Origin of the sequence: Streptomyces sp. NPDC050085 (assembly GCF_044460595.1) — a bacterium.
GTDB lineage: Bacteria > Actinomycetota > Actinomycetes > Streptomycetales > Streptomycetaceae > Streptomyces.
On sequence record NZ_JBITJZ010000001.1, the window covers coordinates 1,147,104 to 1,162,345 of the forward strand.

At 65.9% G+C, this 15,242-nt stretch carries 16 protein-coding genes and 1 pseudogene; 7 read left to right on the forward strand and 10 right to left on the reverse strand.

All coding sequences use genetic code 11. The features are described from left to right. Positions 1-383: 383 nt before the first annotated feature. Entirely contained in the window at positions 384-878 is a 495-nt protein-coding gene (locus ACIBUY_RS04865) for a hypothetical protein (RefSeq protein ID WP_365567841.1), read from the reverse strand. 570 nt (positions 879-1,448) lie between these two features. Next, on the reverse strand, positions 1,449-2,696 hold the full coding sequence (locus ACIBUY_RS04870; RefSeq protein ID WP_399151817.1) for an IS110 family transposase: 1,248 nt from the start codon (positions 2,694-2,696) through the stop codon (positions 1,449-1,451). 379 nt (positions 2,697-3,075) lie between these two features. Here ACIBUY_RS04870 and ACIBUY_RS04875 point away from each other — a divergent pair, with 379 nt between their 5' ends. After that, positions 3,076-4,143, forward strand: a complete 1,068-nt coding sequence (locus ACIBUY_RS04875; protein ID WP_399151818.1) for a fatty acid desaturase — start codon at positions 3,076-3,078, stop codon at positions 4,141-4,143. A 15-nt stretch (positions 4,144-4,158) separates the two neighbouring features. Here the strand turns inward: ACIBUY_RS04875 and ACIBUY_RS04880 are convergent, their stop codons facing one another. Beyond that, complete coding sequence (locus ACIBUY_RS04880; RefSeq protein ID WP_365567832.1) at positions 4,159-5,052, reverse strand: hypothetical protein; 894 nt, start codon at positions 5,050-5,052, stop codon at positions 4,159-4,161. Positions 5,053-5,112: 60 nt separating this feature from the next. After that, on the reverse strand, positions 5,113-5,868 hold the full coding sequence (locus tag ACIBUY_RS04885; RefSeq protein WP_399151819.1) for a GntR family transcriptional regulator: 756 nt from the start codon (positions 5,866-5,868) through the stop codon (positions 5,113-5,115). 99 nt (positions 5,869-5,967) lie between these two features. Between ACIBUY_RS04885 and ACIBUY_RS04890 the strand changes: the two genes are divergently transcribed. Together ACIBUY_RS04890 and dapF are read left to right on the forward strand one after the other, a co-directional pair. Further along, positions 5,968-6,225, forward strand: coding sequence for a hypothetical protein (locus ACIBUY_RS04890; protein ID WP_366078507.1), 258 nt, complete (start codon positions 5,968-5,970; stop codon positions 6,223-6,225). Then, positions 6,222-7,127 (forward strand): diaminopimelate epimerase, encoded by a 906-nt coding sequence (gene dapF / locus ACIBUY_RS04895; protein WP_399151820.1) that lies wholly within the window; start codon positions 6,222-6,224, stop codon positions 7,125-7,127. The genes ACIBUY_RS04890 and dapF overlap by 4 nt, the downstream gene beginning before the upstream one ends. Here the strand turns inward: dapF and ACIBUY_RS04900 are convergent. Continuing rightward, positions 7,093-7,983, reverse strand: a complete 891-nt coding sequence (locus tag ACIBUY_RS04900) for a Scr1 family TA system antitoxin-like transcriptional regulator (protein WP_399151821.1) — start codon at positions 7,981-7,983, stop codon at positions 7,093-7,095. The genes dapF and ACIBUY_RS04900 overlap by 35 nt on opposite strands. Before the next feature lie 99 nt (positions 7,984-8,082). Next, entirely contained in the window at positions 8,083-8,358 is a 276-nt protein-coding gene (locus ACIBUY_RS04905) for a hypothetical protein (RefSeq protein WP_365567817.1), read from the reverse strand. Between the two features lie 699 nt (positions 8,359-9,057). Between ACIBUY_RS04905 and ACIBUY_RS04910 the strand changes: the two genes are divergently transcribed. The 3 genes from ACIBUY_RS04910 (at position 9,058) to ACIBUY_RS04920 (ending at position 10,899) form a co-directional block, all read left to right on the forward strand. Next, complete coding sequence (locus ACIBUY_RS04910) at positions 9,058-9,915, forward strand: IS5 family transposase (RefSeq protein ID WP_399151822.1); 858 nt, start codon at positions 9,058-9,060, stop codon at positions 9,913-9,915. Positions 9,916-9,931: 16 nt separating this feature from the next. Further along, entirely contained in the window at positions 9,932-10,336 is a 405-nt protein-coding gene (locus ACIBUY_RS04915) for a hypothetical protein (protein WP_399151823.1), read from the forward strand. A gap of 200 nt (positions 10,337-10,536) precedes the next feature. After that, positions 10,537-10,899 (forward strand): STAS domain-containing protein, encoded by a 363-nt coding sequence (locus ACIBUY_RS04920; RefSeq protein ID WP_399151824.1) that lies wholly within the window; start codon positions 10,537-10,539, stop codon positions 10,897-10,899. Between the two features lie 877 nt (positions 10,900-11,776). On the opposite strand, the gene ACIBUY_RS04925 is transcribed toward ACIBUY_RS04920, so the two are convergent. The 3 genes and pseudogenes from ACIBUY_RS04925 to ACIBUY_RS04935 form a co-directional block, all read right to left on the reverse strand. Then, positions 11,777-12,787: an IS110 family transposase gene (locus ACIBUY_RS04925; RefSeq protein WP_399151825.1), complete on the reverse strand. Its 1,011-nt coding sequence runs from the start codon at positions 12,785-12,787 to the stop codon at positions 11,777-11,779. Positions 12,788-13,459: 672 nt separating this feature from the next. After that, positions 13,460-13,558: pseudogene (locus ACIBUY_RS04930) on the reverse strand (3-oxoadipate enol-lactone hydrolase); the annotation flags it as partial. A gap of 104 nt (positions 13,559-13,662) precedes the next feature. Then, positions 13,663-14,019, reverse strand: a complete 357-nt coding sequence (locus ACIBUY_RS04935; protein WP_365567805.1) for a PRC-barrel domain-containing protein — start codon at positions 14,017-14,019, stop codon at positions 13,663-13,665. On the opposite strand from ACIBUY_RS04935, the gene ACIBUY_RS04940 reads away from it, so the two are divergent. Further along, entirely contained in the window at positions 14,011-14,139 is a 129-nt protein-coding gene (locus ACIBUY_RS04940; RefSeq protein ID WP_365567802.1) for a hypothetical protein, read from the forward strand. The two genes, ACIBUY_RS04935 and ACIBUY_RS04940, sit on opposite strands and share 9 nt — an antisense overlap. 129 nt (positions 14,140-14,268) lie before the next feature. Here the strand turns inward: ACIBUY_RS04940 and ACIBUY_RS04945 are convergent, their stop codons facing one another. Then, a complete protein-coding gene (locus tag ACIBUY_RS04945) occupies positions 14,269-14,607 on the reverse strand; it encodes a hypothetical protein (RefSeq protein ID WP_399151826.1) in 339 nt (112 codons plus the stop codon). Positions 14,608-15,242: the final 635 nt, after the last annotated feature.

Here is a 15,242-nt window from a genome sequence, read left to right on the forward strand (position 1 = left end):
TCCCCGACCGGAAGAGCGTCTTCCTCCGGCCCTCGTGCACCACTCCACACCGGAGCGCCCCCAACCACTTCAAAGATCGTTAGGTCGGTCGCGACCTGCGCACTGGACAGCGACTCCGCCGTTACCTCAAGTAGAAAGCCGTGCCCGTCCGCGCCTGACGCCGACCTTGAACAAGGCGGTAGACCTCGCGCGCCACGTACCGCTTCAGACGGCGAATCACCTCACGGCGGGGTTTCCCTTCCGAACACGTCTGTCGTAGTACGCCTGGGTACGCAGGTCCCAGCGCGGGCGGGTCAGTGCGCGAACTGCGCGATATGTTTCGCGCACCGTGACGGGCGGCAGGAGCGAATTCCTGCCCCACGCATAGCGCACCGCCTTCTCGTCTACGAGGCGACACTCAGGCCGGTCGCCTCTCGTGGGCCAAACAAGTCATCGAAACGGCGGGCTCCCTGGGCGGAGATCAGGAAGTATGGGGCGCCCGATCCCACGGGGCTGTGCGGTCCTTCCTGTCCCGCGATGTGCACATCGTGTGGTGCCCACACCCCCAGGCCCTCGAACACGTAGTAGACCGGGAGTCCTGTCCAGGCAACGAGCTGCAAATGGGCCTGCACCGCTGCCCGTTCCACTGCGTGCCTGCCCGTTCGCCGACTCGTCATCCCGCCCTTGCAGTCGATCAGCACGAGGTCTTGCGCCTTCGCTGCGATGAGATCTGGGAACCAGCGGATGGAGCTGTCTGTCTTCTGGAGCGCGCGTTGGAGCGCGCGACTCAGCAGTCCCTGCCCCCAGAAATCAACTTCCCAGCCTCGCCCGGTGAGTTCCTCGGCAACGTAACGCTCATGCGCGTCACCTATTGCCTTCCGCTGCTGAAAGGTCGCCATGGATGCAGTGTGGCCCGCCCGAGCCGGCAGGTAACTCGGCATGGGTTGAACCTGGACAGTCCCGCTTAGTCTCACTGTTTCTCACTGTGTTCGCGGCAGTCCGTGGAGGTGCATCCTCGTTCGCGGACGTCCACAACAACTTGGCCGAAACTCGGCGGCAAAACCGTGCTTTCGGGTTCTCAAGGCGGATGGGATTGTCAGCCCGACGAGAACGGGACTACAGCGGGACTACAGAAGGATCCTGGTCCCAGCGCCTGCGACGTGTTGCGCTGGGACCATGGCACACAACGAGGCAGCAAGGCCCGCTTTCGAACTCCGCTGCGGCGGCATATACGTCGCTGTGCAGCGCGTCCCTGGTTGGCTGGTGACCGCTGTCGCCACGGTCACGGGAAGCGGGCTGACTGCGTGGATCACGAGATGAACCAGCCTCGGGGAGAACGAGCGATGCGCACCGCGCGGTCGGCACACAAGCTGCTGCGCCCGACCTGTCACGCCCTCAAGCCCCACGGGCCGGTGAACGCCGAGTTCCCGGGCCTTCTCCGCGCTACCGCCTTCGCCAGACACCAGGAACTACTCGCCACCGTGCGACGCCGCGGTTCCAGCAGTCTCGTCACCAGTCGCCGGCCGTTCCTGGACGAGCCGGTAGACCTCCCGGGCCACGTACCGCTTCAGGCAGCGGATGATCTCCCGCCGGGTCTTGCCCTGCTCGATGCGGCGCGCGTAGTACGCCTGCGTCCGTGGGTCCCACCGCAACCGGCTCAGCACGATGCAGTGCAACGCGGCGTTGGCCTGCCGGTTCCCGCCCCGGTTGAGCCGACGTTGCCGTCTGCCACCCGAGGAGTATTCAACGGGACTGACCCCGCACAAGGCGGCGAAGGATGACTCACCGCGCAGTCGATCGAGGTTGTCCCCCATAGCGATCAGAAGGACAGCGGCACTCTCCGGCCCGACCCCCACAGCAGCGAGCAGCATGGGGAAATGCCGCTCTAATAGATCGGCCTGACGCAACTGCAGTTGCCGGGCTTCCGCAGTGAGCTGCTCGATGCGCACAGCCAGGATGTGCAGCGTGAATCTTGTCGCCTGCAGCAGCGGCTCCTCGTTCGCGGCATCCTTTCCGTCGATGAGTGTGACGCAGGCGTGGACGAGTTGTCTCCGCGGTAAAGCGGTCAACTCTTCCCGCAGCGCCGGGTCGGCGGTAACCAGGACGGCCTTGAGCTCGTTGACGGCCTGGGTTCGGGCTTTGACGGCAGAGAGCCGGGCTCCCCTATACAGGCGGGCGATCTCTATCGGCCCGTCGCCCGACTTGGCATGGGTACGCGCCCGGCCGGACACTACGGCGCGGGCAGCGGCCACGGCATCAGCCGGGTCGGACTTACCTCGTCGACGCCGAGCAGAACCGCCCAGACCAGCGACCTCGAACACCTCAATGTGATGGGAGAGCAGATGCCGGGACAGGGCCGCACCGTAACTGCCCGTCCCTTCCACTCCGGCGCATCGCGCGGTGCCAAACTGTTCTGCCCATCCCAGGAGTTGGCGGTATCCCGCTTCGGCGGCCGGAAACGTCTGTACTGCCAGGGGCTGTCCCGTCGTGGACATCACGGCTGCCACGTGGACGTCCCGGTGCGTGCCGATGCCGAGGCGCTCAGTAATCGCGGTGAGTAGCTGCTCGTGACGCTGCTGTATCCGGATCACGTTCTCGAGGTGATCGCCGCGCACCGGCTGGCAGCGAGTCTGGGCGCGGACGACGGAGGCGGAGGGAACGTGGGCTCCGCCAGGTTCTCCGGCCACTGCGGGCGCATCGAGATCCAGAGCACGCATCTCGTGCGCGACCGGGCGCCTCCGCGCTACCCAACAATCCGAATCCAACCGCCAGTTGATTCGCAACACCACGACGAGGGACGCGATCCAGCTGCGCCGTGCGACGAGCAGAAATCCGCCATCCCTTCGATCGGCGATTGCATTCGCCGGCGCCAGGGAGGATCAGTGCCGCGACGGCCCTGCACGCTGGGAGGCGGGTGCCGTCAAGCCAGTGATGACAACGGTGCAACCACCGGTAGGAGCGCAGACCGCGTGAAGGGTATTTGGTCTGCCGGTACCCGGTGCACAGTCGCGATCCGGCCATCGAGCTCGGCGCGAATCTAGTGCACCAACTACATTCACGGTGATCTCCGAACCCTCTTTGCCTCGGGGGACACCCATGCCTGTCGCCACGATCCTGATCTTGTCCGGCATCCTTCTCCGTCAGATCGACCGCCTGCGTCATCGGCCTGGATCGGTGGCGCTCACTGCGGCTCAGGCGATGTCGCTGCAGAGAGAGCGCGCAACGGTGTGGGTGCCGGCGCTGTTGCTTCTCGGGGAGTGGATACAGATCGCTGGATGGTGGCGCTTGGCCGGGGTGGGACTGCTGCCCGCTGCCGTTGCGGTGGTGGCGGTCGGGGTGCAGTTTCGGCACTTGCAGGAGATCAGCCACTTCGCCGTGCATGGTGTCCTGGCGCGTGGCCGACGGGCCAATGCGGTATTGGCTGAGGTGTTTGCGCACTTGCCGATGGCGCTCGGCCCGGTCGCAGTGCGCCGGATTCGTCATGTGCGTGATCACCATCCGAACGCCACCGTCAGTGGCGCCGATCCGAACCTCGCCGAACTGCATGCCGCCGGACTGGTACCCGCTGCGTCGCGGTGGACAGTGACGCGAGCCGTTCTCTTCCCGCTCACGCCGCGAGGGACGGCAGTTGCGGCAGCCGCGATCGGGCGAGCGCTGCACCGTCCGGCGGGTGCGGCTGCAGGGGTTGCCGTAGCGTTTAGCGCGTTCTCGGTCGGCGGGTGGTTCGGTGTGCTCTTCGGCCTGGTCGTGCCTCGTCTGTGGGTCTATCCCCAACTGGCCTGGCTGTCACTGCTGGGCGAACACACCTGGTTCGATCCACAGCGGCGCGAAGGGGCACGTGCCGAGGTGGAAGCAGGCCGTTGCCTGCGTCTGTACCCCCAGCGCCCCTTGATGGCGGCCGCCGCTTCGATGATGTGGCTCCCGTACGGCGATCTGCACCACTATGCACACTCGGCGCATCCCGCTGTCCGCTGGAATTACCTGCCTGCCGTGGAACGTCATTTGGCCCCACCGCACTGCACCCCGCCTGCCCTGCTGATCGGGCCTCGGTCCCTGCTCGCCCGTCACCGGCGCGCGTTGACCGGAACGTCCCCGGGCGGCGGCGCGGTCGCTCCAGGGGCAGAAAGCCGCACGTGCAGTTGCCTGCGCGCTGAGACGCGGTGAGCACGTCCTTGCGGTTCAGAGACTGTCGACGCATGCCGAGACGGCACCCTCGTCCCACGCTTCCAGCAACGGCCGCACCCTCGCCTCGTAGGCATCCAGGGCGGCAGAGGCGCCAACTCCGCGTTCCCAGGCACGGGTGAAGTGCCCGATCTGGACGTCGACATCCTTGAAGTACAGCGTCGACCGCCCCTTGGAGTAGGCGGCGTCTCCTTGCAACTCCTCGATCAGGACGGCCGCATGGGCGAAGACCACGGCGTCTGTCCCCTCTCTGGTATTCAGCCTTTCATCCACAGCAAGCCCGCAGTGCACACCGATCTGACGGTGGCGGTCGACCAGAGCGAGGAGATGGCCGGCGAAGTCCGGCGAGAGAAGGTCGCTGCGTGCGACGACGAACAGCCGGTCAACGCGGCCGCCCTGCTCGATGAACCGCCGGTTGGCGTTGAGGTAGTCGCGCCGCTGCAGGAGAAGGGCCGGGTTGGTGGTCCGGTCGGTGGCGAGGATGCGCTGGGGCTGGCTCCCGGCCTCCATGAGCGTGTCGACCAGCATGACGGACAACCGGGGCACTTCACCGTCGACCACGCTCAGGTACCCATCGGCTATGCCGCGGTAGTCGGAGGTCAGCGTGCGCTCCAAATGAGCCCGGATCGCGTCGTAGAACAGCGGGTCCGCCATGGAGCCGATGCCGTTGGTCCGGCGCAGGTGGATGTGGGTCTTGTTCGACCACAATTTGCTCGCGACCACCAGCAGCAGGAGGGCCGTTTCAACAACGATCACTATGGTGTGATCGATATGGTCGAAGACCCAGCCCGCGATGGGCACAGCAAGCCCGGCGATGCCGATCAGGACGTTGAGACTGTTGCTGTTGAGCGCGTCGGAGACACGAGACCACAAATCCCGCTGGCTCGGCACGAGTTCCCCCTCAATACGATGCCCCACCTTGCATCACTGCTCCCCGGGGCGGGATGCGGATCAGGGTGCAGGTAGGGGCAGGGTGACGGTGTAGGCGATGTCCCACAGGTCGCCGGGCACCAGCCAGTCGGCGGTTTCCACCGCTCGCCCATCGGCACAGAAGTGGGTGCGTTCGATGAGCGTGGCCTGGGCACCGGTGGCCAGGCCGAGGAGATGCGCCTGCTCGCGGTCGAGTCGGACCGGACGCGGAACCTCCACCACGTGCGAGACCACCAGACCGAGGTGCCGCATACGGGCGATCACGCCGCGGCCGGAGAGGGGTCCCCCCTCGGGCAGGGTCACTGGAGTGCCCCTTGTCACGGCCATCGGTTCCCAGGACGTCGCCAGCAGGGCGGGCTGGGAGTCGGTGAAGAACTCGTAGGCGGTGACCACGCACAGGTCGTCCTTGCAGATGCCGAGCCGCGTGGCCGTCTCGGGGCTGGCCGGTACCTTGGCGATGCTGCGGGCCTCCCACGTTCCTGCGAAACCGCGAGGGGCGGGCGATCCGCTCTCCCCAGATGTTCCGTTCAGGACACGCCGCTTGCGGGGCGCACGGACATACGTGCCGGAACCGGCACGGCCCTCCAGCAGGCCCTCCTCGATGAGGCATTCCTGCGCCCGGCGGACGACATTGTCCCCGACACCGAACTCCTGACTGAGCGTGGCCCGTGAGGGCAACCGGTCACCCACGGCGTAGGTGCCGTCTTTGACGCGGGTACGAAGGAGCTGTGCAATGCGCGCGTAGGGAGCTGACCGCATCGTTCCAGGTTCAGCCATGGGGCTCCTCGGCCACAAGGTCGACTTCTCAGGCTTGACAATCTAGCCCACCGACTGAAATCTGTTTAACTAGATTTGCTCACGGTGATCGGAGGGGTGATGGCTGACGCGACCGAGCCGCCAGGTGACGTCCTGCGCGCCTATTCAGCTCTCAGTTCACTCGCCGAGCAGCCACCAGAGATTCGCGGTGAGCCTGATGGAGGCATGCGTCTCGAAGTGACCGTCACGCCCACGCTGACCGCGCGGTGGGACGATCTCCTAGCCGTGCTCGACCTGGGACGCGCCTACGGACTGGACGACAGCACCGGCAGCCAGAAAGCCTGGGTCTCCTTTGCGCCGCCCTCCGCACGCCCGTGAACTTTTCACTGCCCTTCACCAAGGGAAACGGCGCGGGCAACGACTTCCTGGTCCTGCATGACCCGTTCAATCAGCACCCCCTGACGCCGACGGACGTCACACATCTGTGTGACCGCCGCACCGGTCTTGGCTCCGACGGACTTCTGCGAGCCGTACGGTGCGAAAACCTCGCCGAAGGCCGCTCCTACGTCGGACACGCCGAATGGTTTATGGACTACCGCAACGCCGACGGGAGCCTCGGTCAGATGTGCGGCAACGGCATCCGGGTCCTGGCCCGCCACCTCACGCACCACGGCCACACCGCACCCGGCCGCGTCACCCTGGCCACCCGGGCCGGCCCACGCTCCGTTGCGGTCCCCGACACTTCTCACACAGGCCCCGTAGCCGTAAAGCTGCCACGGCCTCAAACTGAGGCCACAGCAACTGCCCTGACCGTGACGTCAGAAGGCCGGTCCTGGCCCGCACAGTATGTCGATGTGGGCAATCCGCACGCCGTCGCGTTCGTCGACAACCCTGCCGACGCCGGCACCCTGACCCGCCCCCCGCAAGTCGCACCCCCGCCCGCGCACGGCATCACCGTTGAATTCGTACAGATCATCCGCCCCGGGCATCTGATGCTCCGAGTCCACGAACGCGGGGTCGGCGAGACACCGTCCTGCGGCACAGGCGCCTGCGCCGCGGCCACTGCCGCCGAACTCACTGGCGCATCAGCGCCAGACGGCCGGTACCGCGTCGACTCCCCAGGTGGCACTCTCCACGTCGCCGTAGCACGCGACGGATCCGGGACGATGACCTTGACCGGTCCGACGGCACTGACACTCACCGGACTCCTGACACCGCCCCGGCCAGAGACCAGCACCGAACCGATCACGTCGTGTTGGACGCCTCCTGCCACTGGTTGACGAACATCTCCGTAGCCCTCTTTACGATCTGCACGGCCAGCGGGCCGTACACCGCTTGTCCTTGCAGAAGGCTGAAGACGCGGTCGTACTGCTGCAGGTCGTACTTCGTCGACAGGTCCGCAGCGGTGGAGACGAGCTCCAGCTTGACTCGTTGTTCGTCGAAGATCCAGAAATCCTCCGCTGGCCACACCAGATGGCGATCGCGCACATCGCGGGCGAGCGGGATGATCCCCAACTGCACCGTCTTCAACTGCATGACCTTCAAGAGATGCATCGACTGCTGGATAGAGATCTCCGGATTGCCGAACCCTCGTCGCAGAACGGCCTCTTCGATCAGGAGATCGAAGCACCGCCCCTTGTCAGACAAGTACTTCTGAACCTGCTCACGATGGGTAGCCGCCAGCACTACATCGTCGGGCAGCCCACGCCTTACCCGAAGAGAATCCAGAATGACGCTCGTGTACTCCCGCGTTTGAAGGGGCCCTGGAATCACCCAGCTCGCGTAGGCGCGATAGTGACGGGTCGACTCCCACAGCGGCAGAATCGCCCGCTGTGCCTCGACCAGCCCCGGCCTCTCGATCTTCGACCACTCACGAAAACGAGCCTCCGTATCCCGCACGAAGTCGCACAGGTCTTCGTGCTGTCCTTCCAGCCCGCAGGCACGCAGGTACGTCCTGACATCGCCCGCAGACGTCGTAAGACGAGAGCCACTCTCGATCCGCGAGCACTTCGTCTTGCTCCAGCCGGTCAGTCTGACCAGGTCGGCGGCCTGGAGGCCCGCTTCATGGCGGATACCTCGCAGCCGCCGACCCAGCTCCCGTAGCGCTTCCCTCTTGAACTCCGACACCTCAGACATACAGGCAGTGTGTCCAAAGCGCCGCGCACGCTACCAATTCAGCTACCGAGCACACCTGTTGCGCCAGCTTGCCACCGGAGGTGCTCACGCCAGCCCGAACTATGCGCCGACAGGTACCTTCGGATCTCCCTGCCCATCTTCCCCGTGACAGAGACAGCGAACGGAACCCTGCTGCCCGTCCGGGAAGAGAGGGAGGAGCCGGGCGGGAAACTCCACGACTGTCTCGTGGTCCGGAACCGCGATCGGCAACAGCCGCTCGTAGTCGGTCACCTTCCATGACTGCAGAAGATAGGTCTGGGTTCTGTCGTCGAAGTAGAGAGTCGGGCTCTGCCCGATCTGGCTCTCCGGATCCCGGCAAAGTTCATGCAGGGCCACGGCATCCTCCCGAATATCGGTGGGTTTCATTCCGATGGGAACAGCCTCCCCTCTGAAAAACTCGGCAGCCGAAATCCCCTGAAAGTTTCAGAAGTTCCGTCCGGTTTTTCTCTTGGGGTCAACCAGTTTCAAGACGTCCGCCCGAAGAATGCCTATTCACGGCAAAGGTCAGGATTTTTCGGAGGCTCATCTTGTTGCTAGAGAGTTCCACGGGCCGCGTGCAGCTACCGGATGCAGGCGTCCTGATACCGCGCTAGCGCAATGCGATCATTCGTTCGGTTGACTTATCGCGTGTCGGGCGACGCCGCCCGACACGCCGCCGTCAACTGACGGGCCCTGCCAGCGCGTTCCGCCAGCGAACGGGACCCGCTGAGGCGCCAGGAAGTGTCTGATGAGCGCGGAACAGGTGATCAAAGAAGACGCCGACGTCAACGCGCTAAAGGTCCCTCCGGCAAGGCGTGTTCAGCAGCACCCCCGTCCTCTGTCGCTGAGGCGAGTGTGGCGCACGCAAGGCTCGACCTGTGAGGAGCTATCCAAAGGGTCCGGGCCTCCTCCTGTGGCTTGTTTCAACTCTGCGTGTTTCCGGGGAGTTCACGCTTGCCGCGCTGGTGGGCTCTGAGTGGGTGTTCTGCGAGACGTCGTGGCCGGTTGTCCGGTTTGAGGGGTTGCAGTTGGCCGCTTCTGCGGAGTGCGGGAGACGTGGCTGAGCGGCAGCCGTACCCGAGTGATCTGTCGGATGAGGCATGGGAGTTGATCCGGCCGGTCATTACGGCCTGGAAGGGGCAGCACCGCTCGGTCAGTGGTCATGAGGGCCGCTACGAGATGCGGGAGATAGTCAACGCGATCCTGTACCAGGCCCGGGTCGGCTGCCAGTGGCGCTATCTGCCGCACGATCTCCCGCCGTACACCGCGGTGTACTACTACTTCGGCCTGTGGCGCGACGACGGCACCGACCAGACCATCCATGACCTGTTGCGCTGGCAGGTCCGCGAGTCGAAGGGCCGGGGCGAGGACCCGTCCGCGGTCGTGATGGACTCTCAGACCGTGCACGTTTCGCTCAACGCCCCGAAGAAGACGACCGGGCTGGATCCGGGCAAGAAGAGCCGGGGCCGCAAGCGGGGCATCGCCACCGACGTGCTCGGTCCGCTCATCGCGGTGATTGTGGTCGCCGCGAGCGTGCACGACAACACCATCGGGATCACGCTGCTGGACAAAGTGGCCGCCGACAATTCCGGCGTGGTGAAGAGCTGGGTCGATGCCGGGTTCAAGAACGCCGTCGTCGAGCACGGCAGATCGCTGGGCATCGACGTCGCGGTCGTCTCACGTGATCCTCAGGCCAAGGGGTTCGCCCCGGCACCGAGGCGCTGGGTCGTCGAGCAGACCTTCGGCACCCTCATGCTGCACCGCCGGCTGGCCCGCGACTACGAGCGGCTGCCCGCCAGTTCGGCATCCTGGATCCGCTGGTCGATGACCGATGTCATGACCCACCGGCTCACCGCCACGACCACTCCCACCTGGCGGGACCCGCCACCGGCCCGCCTGCCCGGACCGGCATGATCGCGTGGGAGTGAGCATGCAGGAGTTCCTGGAGCAGATCGAGATCCGTGAGGCCGCCGGCCGTGACCTCGCCGGGCGGCTCCGCAGCCAGATCGCGGAGCTGACCGCTCAACTCGCAGCCGCCGAACAGGCCCTGGAGCGACTGAAGATCACCCGGGAGACCATTCTGGACATCGTCCCGGACCTTCCCGGCGGCCTCGCTCCGCTGCCCTCGCCCTACCGTCAGATCCTCGCCCTCTTCGAGAACACTGCGAACGGGCTGCACTCCAAGGATGTCTGCCTCGCCCGGGGCACGGGCACCGAGCCCCGGCATGTCGAAGGAACCCGCGCCAAACTGAAACGCCTGGTCAACCGCGGCATCCTCACCGAGCCGGAACCCGGTCTCTTCCAACTACCGCAACCAGAAGGACACCCGGACTGAGACCCGGCGAAAGCTCACAGAACACCCACTCAGAACTCCTGGGGCATATGTCAAGGGGATCGATTGAATTACACACAATCGCGGGACCAGAAATTTGTTCCGCCTCCCCTCCAGCGCCATCAACCGTAAGATCGCCAGCCTTCGTTCGCCCCAGACCATGGCGAGTACCGCATTGCGCCACACAGGGCGGAGTTGCATATATGCAAGTTCCGAATCCAGAAATCTCTGAACACGTCAAACTGTTCGAGAATGACGGGCGAGTGATACTCGCACTACACGGCGAAGTCGACATCCTCTTCACCATGCAGGCTGGACCGTTCCTCGACCGGATCACAGCACAGCGCGATCTGCGGCTCGTCATCGATCTGACTCCGACCGAGTTCATAGACTGCTCGGGCCTTGCCCTTCTGTGCCGCGCCCAACGGCGAGTGACGGAACGGGGAGGGACCTACGCCACCGTGTGCCCGCGTCCCTTTACCCGGCGCCTCATACGAGCAGCCAGTCTCCTCGCGCGACTTCACGTCATGCCGACTCTGGAACGAGCCCTCGCCTCCAAGGACTGACGCTCGGCACCGGTGACCCCGGATGCTGTCCTGCCGTCGAGGCTGTGGGCAAGCCCGCGCCTACAGGGCCTCGTCAGTGAGCTGTACCCAGAGCCTCTGCACCATCTCCTACGTCGTCACGGAGGTCGGTCCACACGTTGCCTACGACCTCGACGGGCGTGGCCGGGCGGGCGGGCGGGTGTTCAGGAATTCCATGAACTGGTCGCCACACCAGCCCGGTACCCATCCCCCGGAGCGGCACAGGAACACTGCACCGAAGGCAACCTCGGGAGTGCACCCCTGGTCGATGCGCATACTGACACGGCCCAGCGGTTCCTCGCCGGGCCGTGCCATTGACAGGTCATCCACCCCCGCAGAGAGATCATCGACCGCCCGGGTCTGACACCCGCCGCACTACGAGGGTCCATAACGCGCCAACTCTGCTTGACGGCGGCATGGTTGTGCTCAACCGGGTATTAGGGTCGAGACGGCCCCCGCCGGGAATCGTTTCCGAACATCGGCGAGGGCCCCAGTGCGGCGTCGCGCGGCTCCCCTTCACGCACAACGCCGCATCTCCATCCTTCGGAGCCCGCCAAGACCATGCGGGAGCATGTCCGGCCCGCGCACCTGGGATGGAAGGCCGGAGCCGCGTAGTCGGCGATGCGGCTCCGGCCACCCTTGGTCCCTGCGCGCTACGGTGCAACTGCCCAGCGCTGCAAAGGAATTACGCTAGAGCATATGCCAGTCGAGTCTCAAGGTCGCAAGCCAGCCATGGGCCACGAACAGGGGCGTACGTACTCCGCGCCCAGGCCAGAAGTACCAGCCGCCTGCACACACGACCGCCCGGCACTTCGACAAGGCGTTGCGCCGTTGGCCCTCGAGCCCGGTGAACCGACGATCATGCACCCTCGCGACCGGTGGCCGACCGTTCCTGGACCAGCCGGTAGACCTCCCGGGCCACGTACCGCTTCAGGCAGCGGATGATCTCGCGCCGGGTCTTGCCCTGCTCGGTGCGGCGCGCGTAGTACGCCTGGGTGCGCGGATCCCACCGCAGGCGGGTCAGCACGATGCGGTGCAGCGCGGCATTCGCCTGCCGGTTCCCGCCCCGGTTGAGCCGGCGTAGATGTCTGCCGCCCGAGGAGTATTCAACGGGGCTGGCCCCGCACAAGGCGGCGAAGGATGCCTCGCCATGTATGCGGCCGGGATTGTCGCCCATCGCGATGAGAAGGACGGCGGCGCTCTCCGGTCCCACTCCCACAGTCGCCAGCAGCGCGGGAAAATTGCGCTCGAGCAACTGGGCCTGACGCAGCTGGAGCATCCGGGCCTCGGCGGCGAGCTGCTCGATGCGCTGTGCCAGGGTGCGCAATATGAACCTGGTCGCCTGCGCTACCGGTCCCCCGCTACCTTCGTGCTCCTCAGCGATGAGCGTGCCGCAGGCGTGCACGAGTTGTCGTTGCGACAACCCTGTCAGCTCTTCTCGCAACGCCGGATCGGCGGTGATCAGAACCGACTTCAGCTGGTTGATGGCTTGGGTGCGGGCTTTGACCGCTGAGTCCCGGGCTCCCTTGTACAGGCGAGCAATTTCTACCGGCCCGTTTCCCGACTTGGCGCGGGTGCGTGCGCGGCCGGACTGCACGGCCCGTGCGGCGGCTTCAGCATCGCCCCGGTCGGACTTGCTGCGTCGACGATTCGCCGCACGCCCCAGCCCCGCGACCTCGAACACGTCGACGTTGTGCGACAGCAGGTAGCGGGACAGGGCCGCACCGAAACTGCCCGTCCCCTCAACTCCCGCTCGCCGCACGGCGCCGAACTGGCCAGCCCATTCTCGAAGTTCACGGTATCCAGCAGAGGTGGCCGGGAACTCCTGTACTTCAAGAAGCTTTCCCGTCACGGACATCACGGCAGCCATATGAGCATCACGGTGGGTGTCGACGCCGAGTACCACCTCCTCCGCATCCGAAAGACGCTCCTCGAGGACGACACCACAGTCAGGATCGATTCCTTGGCCTCCCTAAACTTCCACTGGCCCGGGGAGCGGCCATCAGTGAGATCGTGCAGATTCCTCGCAAAAATCCAGTCGAGAGACGCACTCGCCCGGGACAGCTCTGTACTCACCACCCACGCCGGTGCACGACATATGGACAACAAGACACTTCAGGATCCGTAAACTCAAAGAGTCAGATTCCGGCGCGCGGCAGTGCTGCCGGCATCCTTCCCAACCCCACCCCGTCGGTACGCCACCAACGCATCCCGTGTGAGGGACAGAAGGTGCACTACGCCGCTGCCCCGAGCAGAGGCTGCACCGGCGCGTTGGCGTACGCCCGCGCAGAACGGGAAGGCGCACGAACTCAGAGTTCACCACCACAGAACAGCAAATCGTGACAGAGCAAACCCCGCGATCCACCGCTCCCCACGCCCCGAACCCAGCACAGAGGCCCCCGTCGGATTCAACCGACAAGGGCCTCAGGTATCACGCAAATATCACGGACATCGTCGATGCCCCTGGATCACACGGTTCCCACCCGACGCAAACGCCATCGTTTCGGACCACATGGACCCGACAAGACGGTTCCGACTACCTGTGCCATGTCGTACCCAGTGAGGGTCCCAGGATCAGGACTGGGGCATGTTCTGGCCCGTCAAAGCGGTATTGCAGGGTTTGGGTACTCGTCTCACTCACCCACTCACGCTCCCACATCTCACCGCAGCCCCTATGACCGGGGGTTCCGGCTGTGCCCTTTTGACGCGTGCGTGGTGATCTCGGCCGTCTTCTCCGCAGCGCGGTCAGCGGCGGGCGAGTTGTCGCTCTCCGGCCGCACCGGGCTCGTAGGGCAGTCCGTAGTGCTTGAAGATCGCCTCCTCGTCCTCGGCGGGCAGGACGTCGTCCGTGCCGATCGAGGGAGCCGTCCTCACGAGGGCCTTGGGATAGGTGACCTTGATGTAGTCCGGGCCGGCGACCGCGTCGGCGAGGGGGACGAACAGCAGGCGGTGCCGGGTGGGCAGCCCGGTGCGCACCGTGGCCATGGCCGGTTCGTCGGTGGCGGTGTCCACATAGACCGCTTCGAGGACACCGATCTTGTGCGCCTCGGCGTCGACGACCGCACGGTCCCGCCACTCCCGGACATCGGCTGCGTGAATCATGACGTCTCCCTCCTGCACGGCGTCTCCCTCCTGCACGGCGTCTCCCTCCGTGCGCTGCGGCGGCTCCATGCCGCAGGCCTGGTGACGACGGCGCGCCCCTCCATCGTCCGGCGCGGCTGATCGATCTCGGTGCGCAGCACGGCGACGTCCGGGTCCGGGGACGTGCTCCCCCAAGTGGCGTGGGCCGTCACGTGCCACCGTTCCTCCTGGATCGTGGTCATCCGCTGCATGACAAGCCCCTCTCGCCGGTCACCTGCGGCGCCCATGGTCTCGACGGTCCTCGCGCTCCTGGTTCTCCTGGCTCTCCTGGCTCTCCTGGCGGTCCTGGCGGTCCTGGCGCAGCCAACGGCCCTGGCGCTGGCGTCGGTAGCGGCGGTCCCACCGTTCCTGCCGGTCCCGGTAGTCCCGGTACTCCCCGTACTCCCCGTACTCCCCGTGCCCCGAGGCGCTCCCGCGCCTGCGGCCCGGACCGCCTCGGCCGGGGCGTACGAGGTAGAAAACCAGCGCGGCCGCGGCCAGCCACCACAGGGCATTGGCGAAACCGAGGCCGAACAGGGCCGCGAGGAGGATGAACCAGAGCACGAACACGGCGGGCCTCCCGGGGTGGAGCGGGGCATCGCTGCCGGGGACCGGGGCCTCGTACTCCAACGTAGCCCTGTTCGACGGCTGCGGATACCTCACCGCGTTACCGCTCAACCGGCCATGACAGACGGCCATATGACGTCTGGTCAGTGAATGCGGCGGGGGCTAGCGTGCGCCGTGCCGCCCCGGCCCCCGGCTGCGCCGAACGACCTTCGCGTTCCCCGCGGAACGCACACGCGCATCGCTGTCGCAGCCGCCACGTCACGTCACGTCACGAGCGCGGCCTCGATGCGCTCCATGCGGGCTACCGAGCCACTGCCCGCCGCGTCGCACGCATCGACCACAGGCGGTACGCATGTACACGCTGATCGTTCCAGCCGTAGTCCCGTTCGTCCTCCTCGCCGCCGTCATGGGCCTGTCCTGGTGGGAGGATCACATCCTGCCGCCGGCCGAGTCAGCCGCACCTCCCACCGAGGCTCCGATTTCCCCGACGGCCCCGGTCGAACTCCCCCAACTCAGTGGCATCCAAAGGCCGTTGACACGGGACATCGCCAGGCGTTGACTGACGGCACGGCGCAGGGCCGTGCCACTCCGGATCCATCGGGCGGCGCATTCCGCCCTCCCGCTTCGCCCGGACCCCG